This is a genomic window from Pseudomonas ekonensis, from assembly GCF_019145435.1.
In the GTDB taxonomy this organism is placed as follows: domain Bacteria; phylum Pseudomonadota; class Gammaproteobacteria; order Pseudomonadales; family Pseudomonadaceae; genus Aquipseudomonas; species Aquipseudomonas ekonensis.
Window position 1 is genome coordinate 1564803 of the sequence record NZ_JAHSTS010000001.1, and the last position, 22780, is coordinate 1587582.

General features: G+C 64.4%; 19 protein-coding genes and 1 pseudogene. 9 read left to right on the forward strand and 11 right to left on the reverse strand.

All coding sequences use genetic code 11. The features are described 5' to 3' along the window. Positions 1–362 precede the first annotated feature (362 nt). The 5 genes and pseudogenes from KVG96_RS07165 (at position 363) to KVG96_RS07185 (ending at position 4248) form a co-directional block, all read left to right on the forward strand. Positions 363–1259: an AMP-binding protein gene (locus KVG96_RS07165; RefSeq protein WP_437180481.1), complete on the forward strand. Its 897-nt coding sequence runs from the start codon at positions 363–365 to the stop codon at positions 1257–1259. Continuing rightward, positions 1202–2107 (forward strand): annotated as a pseudogene (locus KVG96_RS07170) (hypothetical protein); the annotation flags it as partial. The gene KVG96_RS07165 and the pseudogene KVG96_RS07170, both read left to right, overlap by 58 nt. Before the next feature lie 51 nt (positions 2108–2158). After that, positions 2159–2467: an enoyl-CoA hydratase-related protein gene (locus KVG96_RS07175; RefSeq protein ID WP_217891386.1), complete on the forward strand. Its 309-nt coding sequence runs from the start codon at positions 2159–2161 to the stop codon at positions 2465–2467. Positions 2468–2587: 120 nt separating this feature from the next. Beyond that, positions 2588–3706 (forward strand): catalase family peroxidase, encoded by a 1119-nt coding sequence (locus tag KVG96_RS07180; RefSeq protein WP_217891387.1) that lies wholly within the window; start codon positions 2588–2590, stop codon positions 3704–3706. Next, positions 3703–4248 carry a cytochrome b gene (locus tag KVG96_RS07185; RefSeq protein WP_217891388.1) on the forward strand — a complete coding sequence of 182 codons (546 nt, stop codon included), beginning with the start codon at positions 3703–3705 and terminating at the stop codon, positions 4246–4248. Before KVG96_RS07180 ends, KVG96_RS07185 begins: the two co-directional genes overlap by 4 nt. 80 nt (positions 4249–4328) lie before the next feature. Here the strand turns inward: KVG96_RS07185 and KVG96_RS07190 are convergent, their stop codons facing one another. Further along, entirely contained in the window at positions 4329–5480 is a 1152-nt protein-coding gene (locus KVG96_RS07190; protein WP_217891389.1) for a M14 family metallopeptidase, read from the reverse strand. A 475-nt stretch (positions 5481–5955) separates the two neighbouring features. After that, entirely contained in the window at positions 5956–6294 is a 339-nt protein-coding gene (locus KVG96_RS07195; RefSeq protein WP_085579703.1) for a DUF6124 family protein, read from the reverse strand. A gap of 130 nt (positions 6295–6424) precedes the next feature. Here KVG96_RS07195 and KVG96_RS07200 point away from each other — a divergent pair, with 130 nt between their 5' ends. Then, positions 6425–7081: a LexA family protein gene (locus tag KVG96_RS07200; protein ID WP_217891390.1), complete on the forward strand. Its 657-nt coding sequence runs from the start codon at positions 6425–6427 to the stop codon at positions 7079–7081. Positions 7082–7120: 39 nt separating this feature from the next. Here the strand turns inward: KVG96_RS07200 and KVG96_RS07205 are convergent, their stop codons facing one another. The 4 genes from KVG96_RS07205 to KVG96_RS07220 form a co-directional block, all read right to left on the reverse strand. After that, positions 7121–9070 carry an acetyl/propionyl/methylcrotonyl-CoA carboxylase subunit alpha gene (locus tag KVG96_RS07205; protein WP_217891391.1) on the reverse strand — a complete coding sequence of 650 codons (1950 nt, stop codon included), beginning with the start codon at positions 9068–9070 and terminating at the stop codon, positions 7121–7123. Then, on the reverse strand, positions 9070–9885 hold the full coding sequence (locus KVG96_RS07210) for a gamma-carboxygeranoyl-CoA hydratase (RefSeq protein ID WP_217891392.1): 816 nt from the start codon (positions 9883–9885) through the stop codon (positions 9070–9072). Before KVG96_RS07210 ends, KVG96_RS07205 begins: the two co-directional genes overlap by 1 nt. Before the next feature lie 118 nt (positions 9886–10003). Further along, a complete protein-coding gene (locus KVG96_RS07215) occupies positions 10004–11608 on the reverse strand; it encodes a carboxyl transferase domain-containing protein (RefSeq protein ID WP_217891393.1) in 1605 nt (534 codons plus the stop codon). Between the two features lie 104 nt (positions 11609–11712). Next, positions 11713–12876 carry an isovaleryl-CoA dehydrogenase gene (locus KVG96_RS07220; RefSeq protein ID WP_217891394.1) on the reverse strand — a complete coding sequence of 388 codons (1164 nt, stop codon included), beginning with the start codon at positions 12874–12876 and terminating at the stop codon, positions 11713–11715. Between the two features lie 315 nt (positions 12877–13191). Between KVG96_RS07220 and KVG96_RS07225 the strand changes: the two genes are divergently transcribed. Next, entirely contained in the window at positions 13192–14889 is a 1698-nt protein-coding gene (locus KVG96_RS07225) for an AMP-binding protein (RefSeq protein WP_217891395.1), read from the forward strand. Positions 14890–15526: 637 nt separating this feature from the next. Here KVG96_RS07225 and KVG96_RS07230 read toward each other — a convergent pair. The 3 genes from KVG96_RS07230 to KVG96_RS07240 all read right to left on the reverse strand — a co-directional run bounded on the left by KVG96_RS07230 (position 15527) and on the right by KVG96_RS07240 (position 18078). Beyond that, positions 15527–16426 (reverse strand): hydroxymethylglutaryl-CoA lyase, encoded by a 900-nt coding sequence (locus KVG96_RS07230; RefSeq protein WP_217891396.1) that lies wholly within the window; start codon positions 16424–16426, stop codon positions 15527–15529. Positions 16427–16570: 144 nt separating this feature from the next. Continuing rightward, positions 16571–16972: a MerR family transcriptional regulator gene (locus KVG96_RS07235; RefSeq protein ID WP_217891397.1), complete on the reverse strand. Its 402-nt coding sequence runs from the start codon at positions 16970–16972 to the stop codon at positions 16571–16573. Between the two features lie 176 nt (positions 16973–17148). Further along, the gene (locus KVG96_RS07240) at positions 17149–18078 is read right to left on the reverse strand and encodes a LysR family transcriptional regulator (protein WP_085579719.1); all 930 of its coding nucleotides are present in this window, start codon (positions 18076–18078) and stop codon (positions 17149–17151) included. 159 nt (positions 18079–18237) lie between these two features. On the opposite strand from KVG96_RS07240, the gene KVG96_RS07245 reads away from it, so the two are divergent. Then, positions 18238–19467 carry an acyl-CoA dehydrogenase gene (locus KVG96_RS07245; RefSeq protein ID WP_217891398.1) on the forward strand — a complete coding sequence of 410 codons (1230 nt, stop codon included), beginning with the start codon at positions 18238–18240 and terminating at the stop codon, positions 19465–19467. A gap of 49 nt (positions 19468–19516) precedes the next feature. On the opposite strand, the gene KVG96_RS07250 is transcribed toward KVG96_RS07245, so the two are convergent. Together KVG96_RS07250 and xthA are read right to left on the reverse strand one after the other, a co-directional pair. After that, positions 19517–20857, reverse strand: a complete 1341-nt coding sequence (locus tag KVG96_RS07250; protein ID WP_217891399.1) for a substrate-binding domain-containing protein — start codon at positions 20855–20857, stop codon at positions 19517–19519. 204 nt (positions 20858–21061) lie between these two features. Next, complete coding sequence (xthA, locus tag KVG96_RS07255; protein ID WP_217891400.1) at positions 21062–21874, reverse strand: exodeoxyribonuclease III; 813 nt, start codon at positions 21872–21874, stop codon at positions 21062–21064. A gap of 198 nt (positions 21875–22072) precedes the next feature. Between xthA and KVG96_RS07260 the strand changes: the two genes are divergently transcribed. After that, complete coding sequence (locus KVG96_RS07260) at positions 22073–22723, forward strand: GNAT family N-acetyltransferase (RefSeq protein ID WP_217891401.1); 651 nt, start codon at positions 22073–22075, stop codon at positions 22721–22723. Positions 22724–22780 lie beyond the last annotated feature (57 nt).

Below are 22780 nucleotides of genomic sequence, written 5' to 3' on the forward strand. Positions count from 1 at the left end.
ATTCCATTCCTGTGAAGGATGTTTTTACCAGCTTTGTAGGATAGTTCATCGCATTTTGTCATCTCTGTAATCGCCAAGCGTTTCCTCGCTCAACCCGTTGGAACCGCGCCTTCAGGCACTTGTACCTGATGCGCCCGGACAACCTGTTGAGCCAGAAGGAAACGTCTTATATGCAAACTCTCGCGATAAACAGCCAGTCGGAACCCCGCTGCCGGCCTGCGTCGATTGTCGGCCGTGATCCTTGGCGGCGATTCGGGCAGGGCCCGACCGTCACCCCCGACTTTTTCCTGATTCACCGCGCCATCGAAGCGCAGGCGGCCAAGCAGCCGGAGGGTATCGCTGCCCGTCATCTCGGGTAGACCTTGACCTACGGCGAACTGAATCGCCAGGCCAATCGCCTGGCGGCGCACCTTAAGGCGCAGGGCGTGGCCGCCGGGGATCATGTCGCCTTGTTTGTCGAGCGTTCCATTCCCATGCTGGTCGGGATGCTGGTCGGGATGCTGGCGGTGCTGAAGGTGGGGGCCGCCTACGTCCCGCAGCACGTCGGCATCACGCCGGCTGCGCAGTTGAGCCACATCCTGTCGGTCGCTTCGATCCGTGCGGTGCTGACGCTGTCGTCGCTGAGCCAGGCGATCCCGCTGACCGGCGAGCATCGGTGCATCGAGCTGGACACCTTCATGGCAACGCCGGGTGGGGCGGGCGATGAAGAGAACCCGACGGGCATCGATGTGTCGGCAGAGGCGCTGTGCTTCGTGCTGTTCACCTCCGGCACCACCGGCGTGCCCAATGGCGTGCGCGTCACCCACCGCAACGTCTGCAACATCCTGTTGACCGCTCCCGGCAACCTCGGCCTGCGCCCGGGGGTCAAGGTGGGGCAGATCCTGAACATCGCCTTCGACATGGCGGCCTGGGAGACCCTGGGTTGCCTGGCCCACGGCGCCACCTTGCTGATCCGCGGCAAGGACATCGCCGAAACGGCCGAACAGTGCGATGTGCTGATCGCGACCCCGTCGATCCTCGCCCGGCTCGTCCCGGCGCGCTGCACACGGATGCAGGTGGTGGCCCTGGCCGGCGAGCCGTGCCCGCGTCCCCTGGCGGACCGCTGGGCCTCGTTCTGCACCTTTTACAACGCGTGCGGGCCTACCGAGACCACGATCATCAACACCCTGCAGCATTACCGGGGCGCAGGAGCGCGGGCGACGGGGTTTCGCTCACGTTGCTGGGGGTCAGCGGCACGCTGCTCGGGCTGCTGGCGCTGATCGCGGTGCTGGCGATGCCGCGGATCCGCGCGCGCTATCACAACGGCTTCGAACGGATGCACCGATTCGGCGGGTGGACGGCGCTCGGATTGTTCTGGGCGATGACGCTGGCGTTCGCCGCCGACCGGCATCCGTCGGATCCGCTGGCGCAGGCGCTTGTCGGGTCGGCGTCGTTCTGGGCGTTGCTGGTGGTCACGTGCAGCATCGCGTTGCCGTGGCTGCGCCTGCGCAGAGTCCCGGTGACATGGGTCAGGCCTTCTTCGCATGCGGTGATTGCGCGGTTTACCCATCACACGCCGTTCACCGGCTCTTCCGTTGCCATCAGCCGCCACCCGCTGTGGGAATGGCACGCCTTCGCCAACATTCCCGCACCGGGCGAAGACGGCTTTCGCCTGATCATTTCCCGGGCGGGTGACTGGACCGGTTCCTTCATCGAACAGCCGCCGTCCCACGTCTGGGTCAAGGGCATCACCACGGCAGGCGTGGCCCGCATCGAAACGCTGTTCAAGTCGGTGGTGTACATCGCCACCGGCAGCGGCATCGGTCCGGTCCTGCCTCATCTGTTGGCCGGGCAGGTGCCGGCGCGCCTGGTCTGGTCGGCGCGCAGCCCGAGGGCCACCTACGGCGATGCGCTGGTGGACGAGATTCTCGACGCTCAGCCTGAGGCACTGATCTGGGATACCCGGGAGTCGGGAAAACCGGATCTGGTGGCGTTGGCGTACGCGGCCGTCCGTTCCTTCGGTGCGGAGGCGGTGATCTGCATTTCCAACCAGCGCCTGACCGAGCAAGTGGTCGAGGAAATGGAAGCGCGGGGCATTCCGGCCTACGGCGCGATCTGGGATTCCTGACAGGCCGTTGTCGTGGCTGTCGCAAATCAATTGAGGAGAATCAGGGTGAAGATGGACATGATTCTGACCGGACGTTCGATGTCCGCCGATGAGGCGGAGCGGGCCGGCCTGGTCTCTCGGGTGACGGGCGACGAGGACGTGATGGAGCAGGCCCTGGCGATCGCGCAGCGGATCAGCGGTTTCTCGCGGCCGGCCATGCTGGCTGCCCGGGAGGCGGTGGACCGTGCGCTTGAGGTGGGGTTGCGCGAAGGCATTTTGTCCGAGCGCCGCGGGTTTCATGCCTTGTTCGCCACGCCGGAGCAGAAGGAGGGCATGCAAGCCTTTCTGGAGAAGCGCGAGCCTTGCTTCAACCCGAGCTAGACGGCTGAACACCGGTTCGCTCGCGGTTAACTGAAAGAAACTACAGTTCAAAGGGAATAATCCTACGAGGCGTTCGTCTCATAGCACCTTTTCCTATGGCCGATGGCCCTGGAGTCTTTCATGGTTGATCGCAGTTCACCGAACCGCTCGCCCGACACTTCACCACCTGGCGGCCCGCAGCGTCCGCCGTTGGGGGCCGCAAGCCTGTTGGTGCGCTTGACCGGCATCGCCGTGGTGGTCGCCGCAGTGGCCGGGGCGTTTGCCTACGTGCACGGCAGCTTCGACCCGCAACGCCTGACGCCCAAGGCGTTGGTCGATGTGCTGGAGAAGAACAACGGCATCCACCCAGGCTTTCGCCGCAACCACGCCAAAGGTGTGTGCGTGATCGGGCGTTTCGAAAGCAGCGGCGAGGCGCGGGCGTTTTCCGCCGCCCAAGTGTTCAACGAACCCGTCACGCCCGTGGTCGGCCGCTTCGCGCTGCCGGCGGGCAGTCCCTATGCGCCGGACGGCAGCGTGCCGATCCGCAGCCTGGCCTTGCGCTTCAAGCAAGCCAACGGCCAGCAATGGCGCACCGGCATGAACAGCATGCCGGTGTTCCCGGTGGGCACGCCCGAGGCCTTCTATCAGTTGTTGCAGGCGCAGTCGCCGGATCCGGCCACCGGCAAGCCCGACCCGTCGAAGGTGCCGGCGTTCTTCGCCAGCCACCCGGAAACGGTGCCGTTCCTGACCTGGGTGAAGACGGCCAAGCCGTCTGCGAGCTATGCCACGGAAACCTACAACAGCGTCAACGCGTTCTACCTGGTCGACGCCGCGGGGAAAAAGCAGGCGGTGCGCTGGAGCATGGCGCCGCAGGCCCAGGACGCCGCCGGCGCTTCTGCGCCGGAGGGCGCCGACTTTTTGGAGAAAGACCTGGTGCAGCGCCTGGCGGCAGGGCCGCTGCGCTTTCAGTTGAACATCACGTTGGCCGATCCGGCCGACCCGGTGAACGACGCGAGCAAGGCCTGGCCCGCCGGCCGCAAGGTGCTGAACGCCGGCACACTGGTGCTGGAGAAGACGCAGCCGCAATTGAGCGGCGAGTGCCGTGACATCAACTACGACCCGCTGGTGCTGCCGGCCGGCATCGAAGGTTCCGACGATCCGTTGCTGGCCGCCCGTTCGGCCGGTTACGCCAATTCCTACCTGCGCCGCACCAGTGAAGTCAGCCAATTGCCCGCCACCCGACAGGAGGCTCGCCCATGAGCAAGCAACCGACCCATTTTGCGTTTCCGGCGCGGCTGCTGCACTGGCTGATGGCGTTGATGATCATCGCGATGCTGTTCATCGGCGCGGGCATGGTCGCTTCGGTGTCGGCGCGGCATGAATGGCTGATCAACCTGCACAAGCCCTTGGGCATCGCGATTCTGGCGTTGGCGGTCGTGCGGCTGCTGGTGCGGTTTTGCACCCGCCAGCCGCCGTTGCCCGAAGACCTGCCGGGCTGGCAGGCGATGGCGGCCAAGGCGTCACATGTCCTGCTGTACGGGCTGATGCTGGTGCTGCCGCTGCTGGGGTGGGCGATGATCAGTGCGGCGGGCGACCCGGTGATGCTGGGCCGTTCGCTGCAGTTGCCGTCGATCTTGCCGGCCGATGCGCAGGTGTTCGCGCTGTTGCGCAAGGCCCACGGCTATCTGGCGTACCTGCTGTTCGTGACGGTGCTGGTGCATTTGGCGGCTGCCTTGTTCCACGGCTGGGTGCGCCGCGACGGCGTGCTCGACAGCATGTTGCGTGGACGGGATCGCGGTTGACCGCCTGAGTGCGAATCGCCGTCGCAAAAAAAAGATCGCAGCCTGGCTGCGATCTTTTTTTTGGTGCAAGGGGAGGGGGATCAGCGCAGGCCGTCGACGATCTCGGCGATGGCGGTCAGCACGTCCTTGCCCAGTTGCTTGGAGCGCTTGCCCGACCAGCCGGTGAGGGCGTTGGGGTTGTCGTCGTGATCCTTGAACGGCATCTCCAGGGTCTGCGACAGGCAGTCGAACCGCTGGCCGACGCTGTTGCACGCCAGGTTCATGTTGGCCTGGCCCGGTTCGTCGCGGGTATAGCCGTGCTTGGTCTGGAAGTCCTTGGTGATGCGCTTTAGGTGGCTGCGGAAATCCTCTTCGAGTTTTTCCAGGCGCGGCGTGAAGCCGGGGTTGCCTTCGCAGCCGGCGGTGAACACGTGCGGGATTTCCTCGTCGCCGTGGATATCCAGGAACAGGTCGACGCCGTACTTTTCCATCTGCTGCTGCACGAACAGGACTTCGGGGCTGACTTCCTGACTGGCGGTCTGCCAGGCGCGGTTCAGGTCCTGGCCCATGGCGTTGGTGCGCAGGTGCCCGTGGAATGCGCCGTCGGGGTTCATGTTCGGCACCAGGTACAGGTCGGCCTTGGCCAGCAGTTCGTTCAACACCTGGTCATCGTGGCGCTCCAGGCGTTCGATCACGCCTTCCATGAACCATTCGGCCATGTGCTCGCCGGGATGCTGCTGGGCGATGATCCAGACCTTGCGCCGGCCCTCTGCGCCGCTGCCCTTGCGCAGCAACTGGATGTCGCGGCCTTCGACGCTCTTGCCGGTGGCCAGCAGTTCGGTGCCGGCCTTGGTCAGGGCCTGATCGATCAGCCAGTCGTGACGGCCGCGGCTATAGGGCTCGAAGTAGGCGAACCAGGCGTGGGTCTGCTCGGCTTCGAGGCAGAAGCGCAGGCTGTCGCCTTCGAATTGGGTCGGAATGCGGAACCAGTTGACGTGGTCGTAGGAAGCGACCGCCTGATAACCGGTCCAGGCCTTGTTGTAGGACGATTGACTGGCGTTGACCAGGCGGAACCAGTGTTCCTGATGGACATGCAGGCCGCTGGCCTTGAAGTGGAACCACTGGAAATGGTTGCTGCGGGTGTCAGGGCGGATCGCCAGCACCGGGTTGAGCGGGTTGCTGATGTCGACAACCTGGATGTTGCCGCTGTCGAAGTTGGCGCTGATGTCGAACGAAGATTTGGCCACGGTCATATCGGTTCCTGGACAGGATTTTTATGGTGGCTACTTTACACGCAAGACGGGGGTGAAACCGAGGGAAATTGCGGGGTGTGCGGGTGGGGGCGTCCTCCATGACGCGCAGGCAGCTTAGTGGCTGTGCGATTGATTCTCAAGTGCTAAATGTCATTGTCTGGTGCCGGTTCGGCCGGGTTCGGCTTGCCAAGCGATATTCTTTTGATATTATCCGCGCCACCGAATTTGCGGCACCTAAAGACTTCATTAGCCTGAAGCCATAAGCCAGAAAACTGGCAAAAAAAGACCCGGCAAAAAGCCGGGTCAAAAACCGTGATTAGCCTGATGAGGAGATAGTCCAGAAGACCGACCTAAGGTCTCTGGTCCATCGGCCGGTCTCGCGACCAGTTGCGTCCAATAATAATCATTATCATTTGCAAGTCAAATGATTTTATCTGCGCGATCGGAAAAATCTTTCCGGTCCCTGTTCCGTCCCTCAATGACCGCCGCCATCGAGCGAGTGATCGACCATCGCCCGTGCCATGTCCACCATGTGCACCACCGAAAACGCCAGATCCCGACTGACGCCCTGCAGCCCGTCCGTGGCCTTGATCGCCGTTGCCGCCGCGCAGCGCAGAAGGTCGGAGGCATGCACCAGGGATTCCTCGCTGCTGAGGTTGCGGTTGACGCCGAAGAAGCGGTCCTCGGTGTCGGGTTCGGACACAGTCGGTTTCAAGTAATAGTCCAGTGCGCGTTGCGCGGCAGCGCTTCCTTGAGGTGAAGTGAGCGTGGTGTCGATCTGCAGGTCGGGCAAGTCTTTGCTGGTGATGTTCATGGCGTGAGGTCACTCCCTGTTCGTGTTCAAATCCATGAACCAAGCATAATACCCGGCGTATTTGTGACCAGAATTTAAATACTACAATATGTGTTTTGCTGGCCGAAGGCGTCCACGTATGGTGCCGCACATGGATAAATGGATTGAATTGGTCAAGGCCAAAATGAGTGAACTCAAAGTCACTCAAGTCGAACTCGGCGAGCGCGTCGGCATGTCCCAGGGTGGTATCGGCCATTGGCTGAACAAACGTCGGGAGCCGGGCGTCGATGAGATGAACCGGGTGCTCAAGGCGCTGGGAATGGATTTTCTCGAAGTGGCGCTGGTGATCCGCGAACCGCAGCCGGACGCCGACGAGGGGATGCCGCTGGCGCAGAAGTACAACCCGTACTTCCGCTATCCCGTCAACGACTGGCGAGAGCCCCTGCAGGTGCGCGAAGCCGAACCTGCGTATGCGGGCGTCCAGGACAAGCGCCGCTTCGAACTGACGGACTACCATGCCCGCGGCGCGGCGTTCTGGCTGCTGGTGACGGGGGACTCGATGATGGCGCCCAGCGGCCCGAGCATCGCCGAAGGGATGCTGATCCTGGTGGATCCGGCATTGGAGGCGGTGCCGGGCAAACTGGTGATCGCCCAATGGGCGGACAGCGAGGAAGCGATCTTCCGCAAACTGATCGAAGAGGGCGGCCAGCGTTACCTGTTGCCGCTCAATCCGACCTGGCCGAAAGCCCTGTTCACCGACGCATGCCGAATCATCGGTGTCGTGGTGCAGGCAACGGCCAGGTATTAGTCGGATCGATCCTCGCCAGGCGTAGGATCGATCCTCATTTCACGCCTCTTCCAGCTCGACCAACGCGCTGCCTTCGCCGACCATCTCGCCTTCCTGGCAATACAGCGCCTTGACCACGCCGGCGTGGGGCGCACGGATGCTGTGCTCCATCTTCATCGCCTCCAGCACCACCAATTGAGCGCCGGCCTCGACCGCTTGCCCGGCCTCGACCAACACACGCACGATGCTGCCGTTCATGGGCGCCGTCAGGCCGCCCTGATGGCTGTGGCTGGCTTCGACCGCGCTGATCGGATCGTAGGTTTCGATGCGGCGCCATTCGCCGTCCCATTGCAGGTACAGGGCATCCCCCTGGCGGATCGCCCGGTGCTGACGACGCACGCCGTCGCGCTCGATCGACAGCTGTTCGCCGGTCAGCCTGGCGTCGCCGGCGGCGCCGAGCGTCAGTGCCCGGTCCTGTCCCTCGCAGCTCAAATGCAACGTGATCTCTTGCGCCAAGCCCGCCCGCAGGCCGCTGTGCAAGGCCCACGGTGAAGCCGGGTCATCCGCCCGTGCCGTGCCCGGCAAGCTTTGCGCGAATGCCTGCGCCGCCGCGTTCCAGAACGCATCGCTCAACGCGCAAGGCGCCGGCAGCAATTGTTCCTGATAGCGCGGGATGAACCCGGTATCCAGTTCCGCAGCGGCAAAGGCCGGATGCGCGATGATCCGCCGCAGGAAGCCGATGTTGGTCTTCAGGCCGCCGATGGCGAACTCATCGAGCATGCTCAGCAAGCGCAGGCGCGCCTGTTCCCGGTCCTCCCCCCAGGCGATCAGTTTGCCCAGCATCGGGTCGTAGAACGGCGAAACCCCGTCACCTTCCGTCACGCCGCTGTCCACCCGCCGACCCGGCCCGGCGGCCGATTCGCGGTACAGCGCCAGGCGGCCGGTGGCCGGCAGGAAATCGTTGGCAGGGTCTTCCGCGTACAGCCGCACTTCAATGGCGTGGCCGTTCAGCTGCACCTGATCCTGGGTGATCGGCAGCGCTTCGCCCCGGGCGACGCGGATCTGCCAGGCCACCAGGTCCAGCCCGGTGATGGCCTCGGTGACCGGGTGCTCCACTTGCAGCCGGGTGTTCATTTCCATGAAGAAGAATTCGCCGCGGGCATCCAGCAGGAATTCCACCGTGCCTGCGCCGACATAGCCGATGGCCTGGGCCGAACGCACCGCCGCCTCGCCCATGGCCCGGCGCAGCTCGGGGCTCAGGCCGGGAGCGGGGGCCTCTTCGACGACTTTCTGATGCCGGCGCTGGATCGAGCAGTCGCGCTCGTTCAGGTACAGGCAGTTGCCGTGACGGTCGGCGAACACCTGGATCTCCACGTGACGCGGCTTGAGCAAGTATTTCTCCACCAGCATCCGCGAGTCGCCGAAGGACGATTGTGCCTCACGCTGGGCCGAGGCCAGGGCCTCTGCCAGCTGACTGACGTCCTCGACCACTTTCATGCCTTTGCCGCCGCCGCCGGCCGTGGCCTTGAGCAGCACCGGATAGCCGATGCGTTCGCAGGCTTCGCGGAAAGTGTCCAGATCCTGCGCTTCGCCGTGATAGCCCGGCACCAGCGGCACGCCGGCGGTTTCCATCAAGGCCTTGGCGGCGGACTTGCTGCCCATGGCATCGATGGCGGAGGCGGGCGGACCCAGGAAGAGCAGGCCGGCGGCTTCGATGGCGCGGGCGAATCCGGCGTTCTCCGAAAGGAACCCGTAGCCGGGATGGATCGCCTGGGCGCCGCTGGCCTTGGCTGCCGCGATCAGTTTGTCGATCTGCAGGTAGCTGTCGGCCGCCTTGCTGCCGCCCAGGTCGACGCGGATGTCCGCTTCCCGGCTGTGCCGGGCTTCGCGGTCGGTGGCGCTGTGTACGGCGACGGTGGTCAGGCCCAGGGCCTTGGCGGTGCGCATCACCCGGCAAGCGATCTCGCCGCGGTTGGCCACCAACAGGGTGGTGAGAACAGGTGCGCTCATCAACGCGGCTCCTTGGTGGTGGTTGCGGCTTGCCAGCTCGGCGGGCGCTTCTGCAGAAAGGCGCGCAAGCCTTCCTGGCCTTCGGGGCTGACACGGATGCGGGCGATGGCGTTTTCGGTGTAGCGGCGCAGCGCCGGGGTCAGCGCGCCGTTGCCGACCTCACGCAGCAGCTCCTTGCTGGCGCGCAGGGCGGCCGGGCTGTTGAGCAGCAGGTTGTCGACCCACTGATCGACCTTTTGCTCAAGCTCGTCGGCCGGATAGCTCTCGGACAGCAGACCGATCTCCCGGGCCCGCTGGCCGCCGAAGCGTTCGGCGGTCAGGGCGTAGCGCCGCGCCGCACGCTCGCCGATGGCCTGCACCACGAACGGGCTGATCACCGCCGGCGCCAGGCCGATGCGCACCTCCGACAGGCAGAACTGCGCATCGTCGGTGCCGATAGCCATGTCGCAGCAACTGATCAGGCCCAGCGCGCCGCCGAACGCCGCGCCTTGCACCACGGCCAGCGTCGGGATCTTCAGCTTGGCGAGGTTGTACATCAGTTCCGCCAGTTCCCGGGCGTCGTCGAGGTTGGTGTGGTAATCCAGTTCGGCCGACTGCTGCATCCAGGCCAGGTCCGCCCCGGCGCTGAAATGCTTGCCGCGGCCGCGCACCAGCAGAAAACGCAGGCTGGCGTCGCTGGCGATCTTGTCGAGGGCCAGGATCAGCTCGCGGATCATCTCGGCGTTGAACGCGTTGTTCTTCTCTTCGCGGCTGAGCCACAGGGTCGCGAAACCCCGTGGGTCGCTCTGCAGTTCGAGGGTGTTGAAGTCGCTCATGTCGTTCGTCTCCACAGTCTTTGCGAGGCGCACTGGCTTGCGAAAGCGGGGTGTCAGTCACATCGACATCAGGATGTGCGGCCGTCTTCGCGGGCAAGCCCGCTCCCACAAAAAAACATCACATCCGGAACACGCCGAAGCGGCTCGGTTCGATAGGCGCGTTCAGCGACGCGGACAAGGCCAGGGCCAGCACGTCGCGGGTCTGCGCCGGGTCAATGACGCCGTCGTCCCACAGCCGTGCGCTGGAGTAGTAGGGGTGGCCCTGCTCTTCATACTGGTCGAGGATCGGCTGCTTGATCTGGGCCTCTTGCTCGGCGCTGAAGCCCTGGCCGCTGCGTTCGGCCTGTTCGCGCTTGACCTGCACCAGCACGCCGGCGGCCTGTTCGGCGCCCATCACGCCGATCCGCGCGTTCGGCCACATCCACAAAAAGCGCGGGTCATAGGCCCGGCCGCACATGCCGTAGTTGCCGGCGCCGAAGCTGCCGCCGATGATCACGGTGAACTTCGGCACCTTGGCGCAGGCCACGGCGGTCACCAGTTTGGCGCCGTGCTTGGCGATGCCGCCGGCCTCGTACTTCTGGCCGACCATGAACCCGGTGATGTTCTGCAGGAACAACAGCGGAATGCCGCGCTGGCAGGCCAGTTCGATGAAGTGCGCGCCTTTCTGCGCGGCCTCGGCGAACAGGATGCCGTTGTTGGCCAGGATCGCGATCGGGTAGCCGTGCAGGTGAGCGAAACCGCACACCAGCGTGGTGCCGAACAAGGCTTTGAATTCATCGAACACTGAACCGTCGACCAATCGCGCAATCACCTCGCGTACATCGAACGGCTGCTTGGCGTCCGCCGACACCACGCCGTACAACTCGTCGCTGGCGTACAGCGGCGCAATCGGCGTGCGTTGCCGCACCTCGCCGAGCTTGCGCCAGTTGAGGTTGGCCACGCTGCGGCGGGCGAGGGCGAGGGCGTGCTCGTCGCTTTCGGCGTAGTGGTCGGCCACCCCGGAGACCTTGCAGTGCACATCGGCCCCGCCCAGGTCTTCGGCGCTGACCACCTCACCGGTGGCGGCCTTCACCAGCGGCGGGCCGGCGAGGAAGATGGTCGCCTGCTGGCGCACCATGATCGCTTCGTCCGCCATCGCCGGCACATACGCGCCGCCGGCGGTGCACGAGCCCATGACCACGGCGATCTGCGGAATGCCCATGGCGCTCATGTTGGCCTGGTTGAAGAAGATCCGCCCGAAGTGTTCGCGGTCCGGGAACACCTCGTCCTGACGCGGCAGGTTGGCGCCGCCGGAGTCCACCAGGTAGATGCACGGCAGGCGGTTCTGCTGGGCGATGGTCTGGGCGCGCAGGTGTTTCTTCACGGTCAGCGGATAGTACGAGCCACCTTTCACCGTGGCGTCGTTGGCGACGATCATGCACTCGACGCCTTCCACGCGGCCGATCCCGGCAATCACGCCAGCAGCCGGCACGTCTTCGCCATACACGGCGTGGGCAGCCAATTGACTGATTTCCAGAAACGGCGAGCCCGGATCGAGCAAGCGGTTGATCCGCTCGCGCGGCAGCAGCTTGCCGCGCGAGGTGTGGCGTTCCTGGGCTTTCGCGCCGCCGCCCTGGGCCACTTGGGCCAGGAGGGTGTGCAGGGCGTCCACCTGCTTGAGCATCGCCGCGCTGTTGGCGGCGAACTCCGCTGAACGGGGATTGAGCTGGGTATGCAGAATCATCGGCTACTCCGTAGCAGCTTCAAGTTTCAAGCTACAAGCTACAAGTTGAAGCAAGGGCACGTTTTTCCTGCCGCTTGAAGCTTGCAGCTTGCCACTGGCGACATTCATTTCGTCTCGTTGAACAGTTCGCGACCGATCAGCATGCGGCGGATCTCACTGGTGCCGGCGCCGATTTCGTACAGCTTGGCGTCACGCAGCAGACGGCCCGCCGGGAATTCGTTGATGTAGCCGTTGCCGCCCAGGATCTGGATCGCGTCCAGGGCCATCTGCGTGGCGCGTTCGGCGGTGTAGAGGATCACCCCGGCGGCGTCCTTGCGGGCGGTCTCGTTGCGCTCGCAGGCCTGGGCCACGGCGTAGAGGTAGGCGCGGCTGGCGTTGAGCTGGGTGTACATGTCGGCGACCTTGCCCTGGATCAGCTGGAACTCGCCGATGCTCTGGCCGAACTGCTTGCGGTCGTGGATGTACGGCACGATCAGGTCCATGCACGCTTGCATGATCCCGGTCGGGCCGCCGGAGAGCACGACGCGCTCGTAGTCGAGGCCGCTCATCAGCACCTTCACGCCGCCGTTGAGCACGCCGAGGATGTTCTCTTCCGGCACTTCGACGTCATCGAAGAACAGCTCGCAGGTGTTGGAGCCGCGCATGCCGAGCTTGTCGAACTTGTTGCTGCGGCTGAAGCCTTTCCAGTCGCGCTCGACGATGAAGGCGGTGATGCCGTGAGGGCCCTTTTCCAGGTCGGTCTTGGCGTAGATCACGTAGGTGTTGGCGTCGGGGCCGTTGGTGATCCAGGTCTTGCTGCCGTTGAGGACGAAGCGGTCGCCGCGCTTGTCGGCGCGCAATTTCATCGAGACCACATCGGAGCCGGCGTTCGGTTCGCTCATGGCCAGGGCGCCGACGTGTTCGCCGCTGATCAGCTTGGGCAGGTATTTGCTTTTCTGTTCGTGGTTGCCGTTGCGGTTGATCTGGTTGACGCAGAGGTTGGAGTGGGCGCCGTAGGACAGCGCGACGGAGGCCGAGCCGCGGCTGATCTCTTCCATGGCCACCACGTGCGCCAGGTAACCCAGGCCGGCGCCGCCGTACTCTTCCGGCACGGTGATGCCGAGCAGGCCCATGTCGCCGAACTTGCGCCACATGTCGGCGGGGAACAGGTTGTCGCTGTCGATCTGGGCGGCACGCGGGGCGAGCTGGTCAGCGACGAAGGACTGAACCTGATCGCGCAGCATGTCGATGGTTTCACCGAGGGCAAAGTTCAGGGTTGGGTAGCTCATGGGTCACCTTTTGGCTTTTTTGTCGGGTGGGGAGAGCGGCGGTTCGGCTCTCACCTTTACGTTAACGTAAGCCTGTGACGAATGGCTGTCAATCACCCTTTACGTTAACGTCAACTTGAGCGAGAGTAGGGCCAGTTCTGAAAGACCGGCGTCGCTCTTGGTGGTGAGGGAGCTTGCTCCCGCTCGAGCGCGAAGCGGTCGCAAAATCGCAGGCTGCGGTGCGTCTGGCATCGCCGGCCTGCCGGTTTCACGACTGCTGCGCGAGCCTCTCGTCACCAGCGCCACGCTCCTACAAAAAAGACAATAGGGGTCGTCATGGATCAACCCAGTGCAAACCCGCAGCGCAGCTACACCCGCGGTTCCCAGGACAAAGCCTTGCTGGCGATGACCATCGGTCAGAAGTTCGACGAGACCGTCGCGCATCACCCGGACGGCGAGGCGCTGGTGGTGCGCCATCAGCAGCGGCGCTACACCTGGCGGCAACTGGCCGATGAGGTGGATCTGCACGCCAGGGCCTTGCTGGCGTTGGGGCTTGAGGCCGGCGACCGGCTCGGCATCTGGTCGCCGAACTGCGCGCAGTGGTGCATCACCCAGTTCGCCACGGCGAAGATCGGCGTGATCCTGGTCAACATCAACCCGGCCTACCGCAGCAGCGAACTGGAATTCGTGCTCAAGCAGTCCGGCTGCCAATGGCTGGTGTGCGCCGGCGCGTTCAAGAGCTCCGACTACCACGGCATGCTGCAAGGCCTGCTGCCGGAGCTGGCCGAACAGTCCATCGGCCAGTTGCGCAGCGAGCGCCTGCCGGACCTGCGCGGGCTGATCAGCCTGGATGCGCAACCGCCGTCGGGGTTCCTGCCGTGGTCGCAACTGGCGGACCTGGCCGGCGGGGTCACGGCGCAGCAACTGCGCGAGCGCAGCGACAGCCTGCACTTCGACCAACCGGTGAACATCCAGTACACCTCCGGCACCACCGGTTTCCCCAAAGGCGCGACCCTCAGTCACTACAACATCCTCAACAACGGCTACATGGTCGGCGAAAGCCTGGGCCTGACCGCCGCCGACCGGCTGGTGATCCCCGTGCCGCTGTACCACTGCTTCGGCATGGTCATGGGCAATCTCGGTTGCGTCACCCACGGCAGCACCATGATCTACCCCAACGATGCGTTCGACCCGCTGCTGACCCTGAGCACCGCCGCCGAAGAGAAAGCCACGGCGCTGTACGGCGTGCCGACCATGTTCATCGCCATGCTTGATCAGCCGCAGCGCACGGAGTTCGACCTGTCGGCCCTGCGCACCGGGATCATGGCCGGCGCCACCTGCCCGATCGAAGTGATGCGCCGGGTGATCAGCGACATGCACATGAGCGAGGTGCAGATCGCCTACGGCATGACCGAGACCAGCCCGGTGTCGTTGCAGACCGGCCCTGCGGACGAGCTGGAACTGCGCGTCACCACCGTCGGCCGCACCCAGCCGCAGCTGGAAAGCAAGATTATCGACGAGGCGGGCAATCCGGTGCCGCGCGGCACCATCGGCGAGCTGTGCACCCGTGGCTACAGCGTGATGCTCGGCTACTGGAACAACCCGCAGGCGACCGCCGAAGCCATCGATTCCGCCGGCTGGATGCACACCGGCGACCTGGCCAGCATGAACGACGAAGGCTACGTGTGCATCGCCGGGCGCAACAAGGACATGATCATCCGCGGCGGCGAGAACATTTACCCCCGCGAGCTCGAAGAGTTCTTCTTCACCCACCCGGCGGTGGCGGATGTGCAGGTCATCGGCATTCCGTGTTCGCGCTACGGCGAGGAAATCGTCGCCTGGATCAAGTTCCACCCCGGCCACAGCGCCACCGAGCAGGAGCTGCAAGCCTGGTGCAAGGAGCGCATCGCCCACTTCAAGACGCCGCGCTACTTCCGGTTCGTCGAGGAGTTCCCGATGACGGTGACCGGCAAGATCCAGAAATTCCGCATGCGCGAGATCAGCATCGAGGAGTTGCGCGACAGGCAGGGCTGACGTCATCGCCAGCAGATGGGCTCCCACAGGCTTTGCTTCGCGCATCGCCGTGTGGGGGCGCGAGGATCGGTCGTCGGGGGTGTTTTCAGGGTCGCAGACAGCACAAAGGGGAGCCGAAGCTCCCCTTTAATTTTGTCGTCGCGTGCTCTTTTTTATTATTGAGGGGCGGCCTGTTGTTGTTTTTGGTGACCGTGGCCCTGTGCTGCGTTTTTTGGCGATCCCCATCCGGGATCAAGAGCAAACGTATTTTTTTGAGCGCTGATCCGCTTTCTCGCCAAGCGATCCAACCGATACGGGAGCTACCTGAAGGTAGTTTTATTGTTCTCTGCCCGGTTGCGGGTCACTCCGAAGAGCACCCTGAAAAGCACACCTTCTCCAAAAAAATCTGTTAGCTGCGTCTCTGCCGTGTTGTTTTTGTTATGTCAGAGTCGTTTCGTCTTGTTTTTATTGGTTTGCCACTTTTTTATTCTTGTTATGCCAGAGAGATAGCAGTTGCCGTGCCAACTTTTAAAAATCCTTTAAATTCAACGATTTATGTTTTTTGAAGGATTTTTCCCTCAGATAAAACCAGACAATTTGTTTCCGTGTTACTCGTTCGTGCCCGCATTCCGGGCCGCAGCGGTAACACCCTGCCCCCTCACTGTGCGCTGCGGGCCTTGGCCACGCGCGAACCGGTCGGGCGGCCCAGCACGGTACTGATCTGCAGGCCCGCGGCAATCAAGGCGTCCAGGTCGATACCGGTCTCGATGCCCAGGCCGTTGAGCAGGTACACCACGTCTTCGGTGGCGACGTTACCGCTGGCGCCCTTGGCGTACGGGCAGCCGCCGAGGCCGGCGATGGAACTGTCGAACACGTTGATGCCCTCGAGCAGGCTGGCGTAGATGTTGGCCATGGCCTGGCCGTAGGTGTCGTGGAAGTGGCCGGCGAGCTTCTCCCGCGGCACCTGGGCCGACACCACCTCGAACAGCCTGCGGGTCGCGCCCGCCGTGCCGGTGCCGATGGTGTCGCCGAGGGAGACTTCATAGCAGCCCATCGCGTACAGCTCACGGGCGACCGCCGCGACCTGCTCGGGCGCCACCGCACCTTCATACGGGCAACCCAGCACGCAGGACACGTAACCGCGCACGGTCACGCCATGCTGCTTCGCCGCTTCCATCACCGGTGCGAACCGCGCCAGGCTTTCGCTGATCGAGCAGTTGATGTTGCGCTGGGAGAAGGCTTCGGACGCAGCGGCGAACACCGCGACTTCCTTGACCCCGGCCGCCACCGCGTCCTCGAAGCCGCGCAGGTTCGGCGCCAGCGCGCCGTAGGTCACGCCCGGCATGCGCCGGATCTGGGCGAACACCTCGGCGGAGCCGGCCATCTGCGGCACCCACTTGGGCGACACGAAACTGCCGACTTCTATATAGCCAAGGCCGGCGGCGCTGAGCGCGTCGACCAGTTGCACCTTGTCGGCGACGCTGATGGGCCGGGCTTCGTTCTGCAGGCCATCGCGCGGGCCGACTTCGATCAGGCGTACTTGGGAGGGGAGGGACATGGCGTTGACCTGCTCTTTTGAATTCCTGGAGAACCCTGTGGGAGCGAGCTTGCTCGCGATTGCGGTGGTGCAGCCAGCATCAATTTTGAATGTCAGACCGCATTCGCGGGCAAGCCCGCTCCCACAGGAGATGAATTGTGGCTGTTACTGCACGACTTGCTGACTCTTGAGCGTCTGCTCCAGCGCCTGCACGCAGCGTTCCTCGGCGGTGTCGAGCTCCAGCTTCATCTGTTCGATGTCCAGCAGTTGCTGCTCGAGCTGTGCGCGGCGTTCGCTGATCTTCGCCAGCATGCTGTTGAGCTGTTTGGTGTTACCGCTGGACGGGTCGTAGAGCTCGATCAGTTCGCGGCATTCGGCCAGGGAGAAACCGATGCGCTTGCCGCGCAGGATCAGCTTCAGGCTGACCTTGTCGCGCGGCGAGTAGATGCGTTCCTGGCCTCGGCGCTCGGGGCTGAGCAGGCCTTGCTCTTCATAGAAGCGGATCGCCCGGGTGGTGATGTCCAGCTCGCGGGCGAGGTCGGAGATGCTGTAGGTCTGGCTGCTCATGGAAGCGCTCGGAAAAGGGGTACTTGGCGCTAAGCTACTGGCAGGTTGACGTTTACGTCAAGGGGCGGCCTGTTCGGAGTCTTTATTGGCGTCATCGCCAGCAGGCCGGCTCCCACAGGGGGCTGTGTTGCGCACATGGCTGTGGGGGCCAGCGAACGATGACGCGCAGAAAATCCCTACACGCTGTCCAGCTTCTTCTCCTGTGCCGTCACCTGTTGGCACAGCTCGATCATCTGTTCGCGCATCCAGCGGTTGGCCGGATCCTGGTCGGTGCTTTCGTGCCAGTACAGGTGGGTCTCCACCGGCGGCACATCGTTGACCGGCAGGTTGAACGTCAGCAGGTCATGGCGGCGGGCGAAGCGCTCCGGGACGGTCATGACCATGTCGGTCTGCTGCAAGACCTGGGACGCCATCAGGTAATGCTGGGAACGCAGGGCGATTTTGCGCTGGATGCCCATCTTGCCCAGCGCCAGGTCCACATAGCCCAGCCCGTTGCGGCGGCTGGAGATGTGGATGTGGGTCAGCCCCAGGTAGTCGTCGAGGGTGACCTTTTCCTTGCCCGCCAGGGGATGGCCCTTGCGCATGGCACACACGTAGCGGTCTTCCATCAGCTTGACGTGGCGCACCTGCGGGTCGGTGTTGAGCGGGGCGTCCACGGCGAAGTCCAGGCGTCCGGCCGCCAGTTCCTTGGTGGTTTCCCGGCGCTTGGACAAGAAGCTCTCGATGACCACCGTCGGCGCCAGGCGCCGCAGGCGCTGGAACAGCGGCGGCAGGATCACCGCTTCCGTGAGGTCGGTCATGCTGATGCGGTAGGTCTTGACGGCCTGGGCCGGGTTGAAGATCCGGCTTTCCTGCACCGACACCCGCAGCAGCGAGAGCGCGTTGCGCACCGGGCCGATGATGTTCTGTGCCATGGGCGTGGGCACCATGCCCTGGGCGGTGCGCACGAAGAGCGGGTCGTTGAAGGTCTCGCGCAGGCGGGCCAGGGCGTTGGACACCGCCGGCTGAGTGATGCCGACGATCTGCCCGGCGCGGGTCAGGTTCGCTTCGGTGTAGATCGCGTCGAAGACGATGAAAAGGTTGAGGTCGACCTTGCTCAGATTCATTGCGCGGCTTCTCTTGTTATGTAGATGGCCCGGAAAATCAACCGATCATATATCGGTGATGAATGTTTATACATGCCGAGAATAGGCTAGGTAAATTATCAGCGCTGTTCTAGCATCGATTGCATGATCTGAACAACCTCTCACCAAAAGGTAGTGCCCATGGATTTCGCTTATTCGCCCAAGGTTCAGGAACTGCGTGAGCGCGTGACCGCGTTCATGGACACTTACGTTTACCCCGCCGAAGCCGTGTTCGAGCGCCAGGTGGCCGAAGGCGACCGCTGGCAGCCGACGGCGATCATGGAAGAACTCAAGGCCAAGGCCCGGGCCGAAGGCCTGTGGAACCTGTTCCTGCCGGAATCGGAGCTGGGCGCCGGCCTGACCAACCTCGAATATGCGCCGCTGGCGGAGATCATGGGCCGCTCGTTGCTGGGCCCCGAGCCCTTCAACTGCTCGGCGCCGGACACCGGCAACATGGAAGTGCTGGTGCGCTACGCCAACGAAGAGCAGAAACAGCGCTGGCTCGAGCCGCTGCTGCGCGGCGAGATCCGCTCGGCGTTCGCCATGACCGAACCGGACGTCGCGTCCTCCGACGCCACCAACATGGCCGCCCGGGCCGTGCGCGACGGCGACGAGTGGGTGATCAACGGCAAGAAGTGGTGGACCTCCGGCGCCTGCGATCCGCGCTGCAAGATCCTGATCTTCATGGGCCTGAGCAACCCGGATGCACCGCGTCACGCCCAGCACTCGATGATCCTGGTGCCGGTGGACACCCCCGGCGTGAAGATCGTCCGCCCGCTGCCGGTGTTCGGCTACGACGACGCGCCCCACGGCCACGCCGAGGTGCTGTTCGACAACGTGCGGGTGCCGTACGAAAACGTGCTGCTGGGTGAAGGGCGTGGCTTCGAGATCGCCCAGGGCCGCCTCGGCCCGGGCCGCATCCATCACTGCATGCGTTCGATCGGCATGGCCGAACGCGCACTGGAACTGATGTGCAAACGCTCGGTGAGCCGCACCGCGTTCGGCAAGCCGCTGGCGCGCCTGGGCGGCAACGTCGACAAGATCGCCGATTCGCGCATGGAGATCGACATGGCCCGCCTGCTGACGCTGAAGGCGGCGTACATGATGGACACCGTCGGCAACAAGGTGGCCAAGAGCGAGATCGCGCAGATCAAGGTCGTGGCGCCGAACGTCGCGTTGCGGGTGATCGACCGGGCGATCCAGATCCACGGCGGGGCCGGGGTGTCGAACGACTTCCCGCTGGCCTACATGTACGCGATGCAGCGCACCCTGCGCCTGGCCGACGGCCCGGACGAAGTGCACCGCGCGGCCATCGGCAAGTTCGAGATCGGCAAGTACGTGCCCAAGGACATGCTGCGCAGCGAGCGCTGAGCCCGCGCTTTATTGTTGTGGCGAGGGAGCTTGCTCCCTCGCCCGACGTTCAATAGACCCACACCTCCACCCGCCGATTCTTGATCCGCCCCTCGTCGGCATTGTTGGCCGCCACCGGCATCAGCGCGCCGAACCCCCGCACCTCGCGCAACGTCACCCCACCTTTCACCAGTTCCCGCCGCACCGCCATCGCCCGCAGCTTCGACAGCAGGTCGGCCCGCGCCGGGTCGTCCTTGGCGTCGCCGAAACCCACCAGCGTCACGGCGCGGTCAGTCTTGCCGTGGCGTTGCAGGTAGTCCAGCACCCGCGCCAGGTCCTGGCGGGCCTTGTTGTCCAGGCTGGCGCTGCCTTCTTCGAAGCGGAAGTTCACCGTCAGACGCTGGGCGTGGCGGCTGAGGGATTGGTAACCCTCGGGCATCAGCGCGTTCGGGGAGACGGCGATGGGATGGATGGTCTGGGCGATGAAGCCGTTGGCCGCCACGATCGCCTGGCCCTGGGGACTTTGCGCAAACGCCGCCAATGCCTTGGCCCACGGGTTCTGGCTGACGGGCGGCAGATAGAAGAACAGGCGCCGGGACAGCGGGTAGTCCTCGGTGGCGATCAGGCCCGGCAGCGGCAGCATGGCCTGGGACTGGCCGTCGATGATCGCCACCGCTTTGGCCTGGCGGATGTACGGCAAGCCGATGAAGCCGATGGCCTGCGGGTCGGCGCTCACCGCGTCGGACAACTGCTCGCTGGACTCGAAACGCTTGGCCGCGCTGCTCAAGGTCTTGCCGCGCCCGCTGAGCACCAGTTCCTTGAAGGTGTCCCAGGTGCCGGACTGATCATCCCGCGCATACAGGTGGATCGGCCCGCCGCTGGCGCCGACGGCTTCCCAGGTCTTCGCCTCGCCGCTGAAGATCCTGGCCAACTGTTCGGTGTCCAGTTGCCGCACGGGGTTGTCGGGATGAAGGATGATCGCCAGGCCGTCGATGGCGATCACCTGTTCGGCGGCGGGGCTTTTCAGGTCGCCGAGCGCTTGCAGGGCGGCCAGTTCGCCGTCCTTGACCGGGCGCGACGACGCCGCGAGGTCGGCGCCGGCGCTCTTGAGCGCGGTGAAGCCGGTGCTGGAGCCATGGGCGGCGATCTCCACCACCACGCGCCGGCCTTGGGCGGTCTGGCCGACGATGCGTTGTTCGTTGGCGGTGTCCGGGTCTTCGTGGTGGACCTTGAGCAGACCTTGCTCCTGCAACAGTCCTTCGACCAGTGCAGGCCCCAGCGCCGCGCCGATGGTGTTGGAGCCCTGGATGCGCAGCGCCGGGCCGTGTTTCGGGATCGGCAAGCCGTCGGCGCAGGCCATTGCAGGCAGCCAGGCGCCCAGCACGAGGATCAACAGAACACGCGGGATCATGCCGGCACCGTTTGCGGCCAAGGGGATTGCCGGGGAGATTAAGTCAGAAAGGTTTCGGAAAAATGACAGCGGCCCCGCAGGATCTGCGGTCAACGCAAACCTGTGGGAGCGGGCCTGCTCGTGAGGGGGCCGTTTCAGCCACCGTCGCTGCGAGGGGGCGGACGCTGTCGCCGCCCGGAGCAGGCCTGCTCCTGCAGGGGGGAATCAGCTCAGCTCAAGCCAGATCGGCGCATGGTCCGACGGCTTTTCCATGCCGCGCAGCTCATAGTCCACGCCCGCCGCCTTCACCCGCGGCAGCAAGGCCTGGGAAGTGAGGATCAGGTCGATGCGCAGCCCGCGCTTGGGCTCGTCCTCAAAGCCGCGGCTGCGGTAGTCGAACCAGCTGAAGGTGTCGGCCACCTCCGGGTTCAGGTGCCGGAAGCTGTCGGTCAGGCCCCAGTTCTTCAGGCGCGCCATCCACTCGCGCTCCTCCGGCAGGAAGCTGCATTTGCCGGTCTTCAGCCAGCGCTTCATGTTGTCCGGGCCGATGCCGATGTCGCAGTCTTCCGGGGAAATGTTCACGTCGCCCATCACCACCAGCGCCTGATCGTTCTTGAACTGGCTTTCCAGCAACTGTTGCAGGTCGCTGTAGAAGCGTTGCTTGGCCGGGAATTTGGTCGGGTGGTCACGGCTTTCGCCCTGGGGGAAGTAGCCGTTCATGATGGTGACCGGCGTGCCGTCGGCATCGGCGAAGGTGCCCCAGATGAAGCGGCGCTGGGCGTCTTCTTCATCGGTGGCGAAGCCCTTGTGCACGGCGATCGGCGCCTGGCGCGAGAGCAGGGCGACGCCGTAGTGGCCTTTCTGGCCGTGGAAATGCACGTGGTAGCCCAGGGCGCGGATCTCTTCCAGCGGGAACTGGTCGTCATGCACCTTGGTTTCCTGCAGGCCGATGACATCCGGCTGATGTTTCTCGATCAGCGCCGTCAACTGATGCGGACGGGCGCGCAGTCCGTTGATGTTGAAGGAAACAATCTTCATGGTCGGCAGTCCTGGCAAAAGGGCGATGCTAGCTGACATGTGGGATGGGGGCCAGTGCGGGGTAGGGGGATTCGCGGTGTTCTGTCAGATGTGCGTTGTCTTGGGGTGGTCTATACCTTTTGGGAACTGCGCCGCCACCGGCAGGTTCGTACCAACAAGAGCGCCGCCGCAGCCGCGCCACCGGGGAGAATCACCGCCATGCCTGAAACCTCGACCGCCATCGCCGACATCCACATGCTCGACCGCGGTTATTCCCGCGAGGCGCGGTCCCTGCTGTACCAGGCCTACCGCCACGAACCCACATTCGCCTACCTGTTCGAGGCCGAACGCCCGGGCTACGAACAACGGGTGCGGGCCACGGTGCGCGAACTGGTCAAGCAGCATTTCGCCCAGGAGCTGCCGGCCATCGGCCTGCTGGTCAACGACCGCCTGATCGGCATTGCCCTGATCGCACCGCCCCAGCGGCGGCTGGACGTCACCGAAAGCTGGGCCTGGCGCCTGCGCATGGTGCTGAGCACCGGGTTGCGCTGCACCCGGCGTTACCTGGAATACCACGCCGCCGTGGCGGCCTGCGTGCCCGGCGAGGCGGTGCATGTGCTGCCGCTGCTGGGCATTCACCCGCAGTTCCAGGGCAAGCACTTCGGCGAACAGCTGCTGCAGGCGGTGCACAATTGGTGCGCGGTGGATGAGCACTCCCGCGGTGTGGTGCTCGACAGCGGCAACCCGCGCTACCTGGCGTTCTACCAGCGTCAGGGCTATGAAGAAATCGGCGAGGTGGCGGTCGGGCCGGTGCGCGAGCATGTGTTTTTCCACGCCAATCCGCAGGTGTTACATACTGCAACGGCTTGAGGGGCGAACTTTCCGCGCACCCCAAGGCTCTATCACGCTCCCGAGCTCGTGATAGCA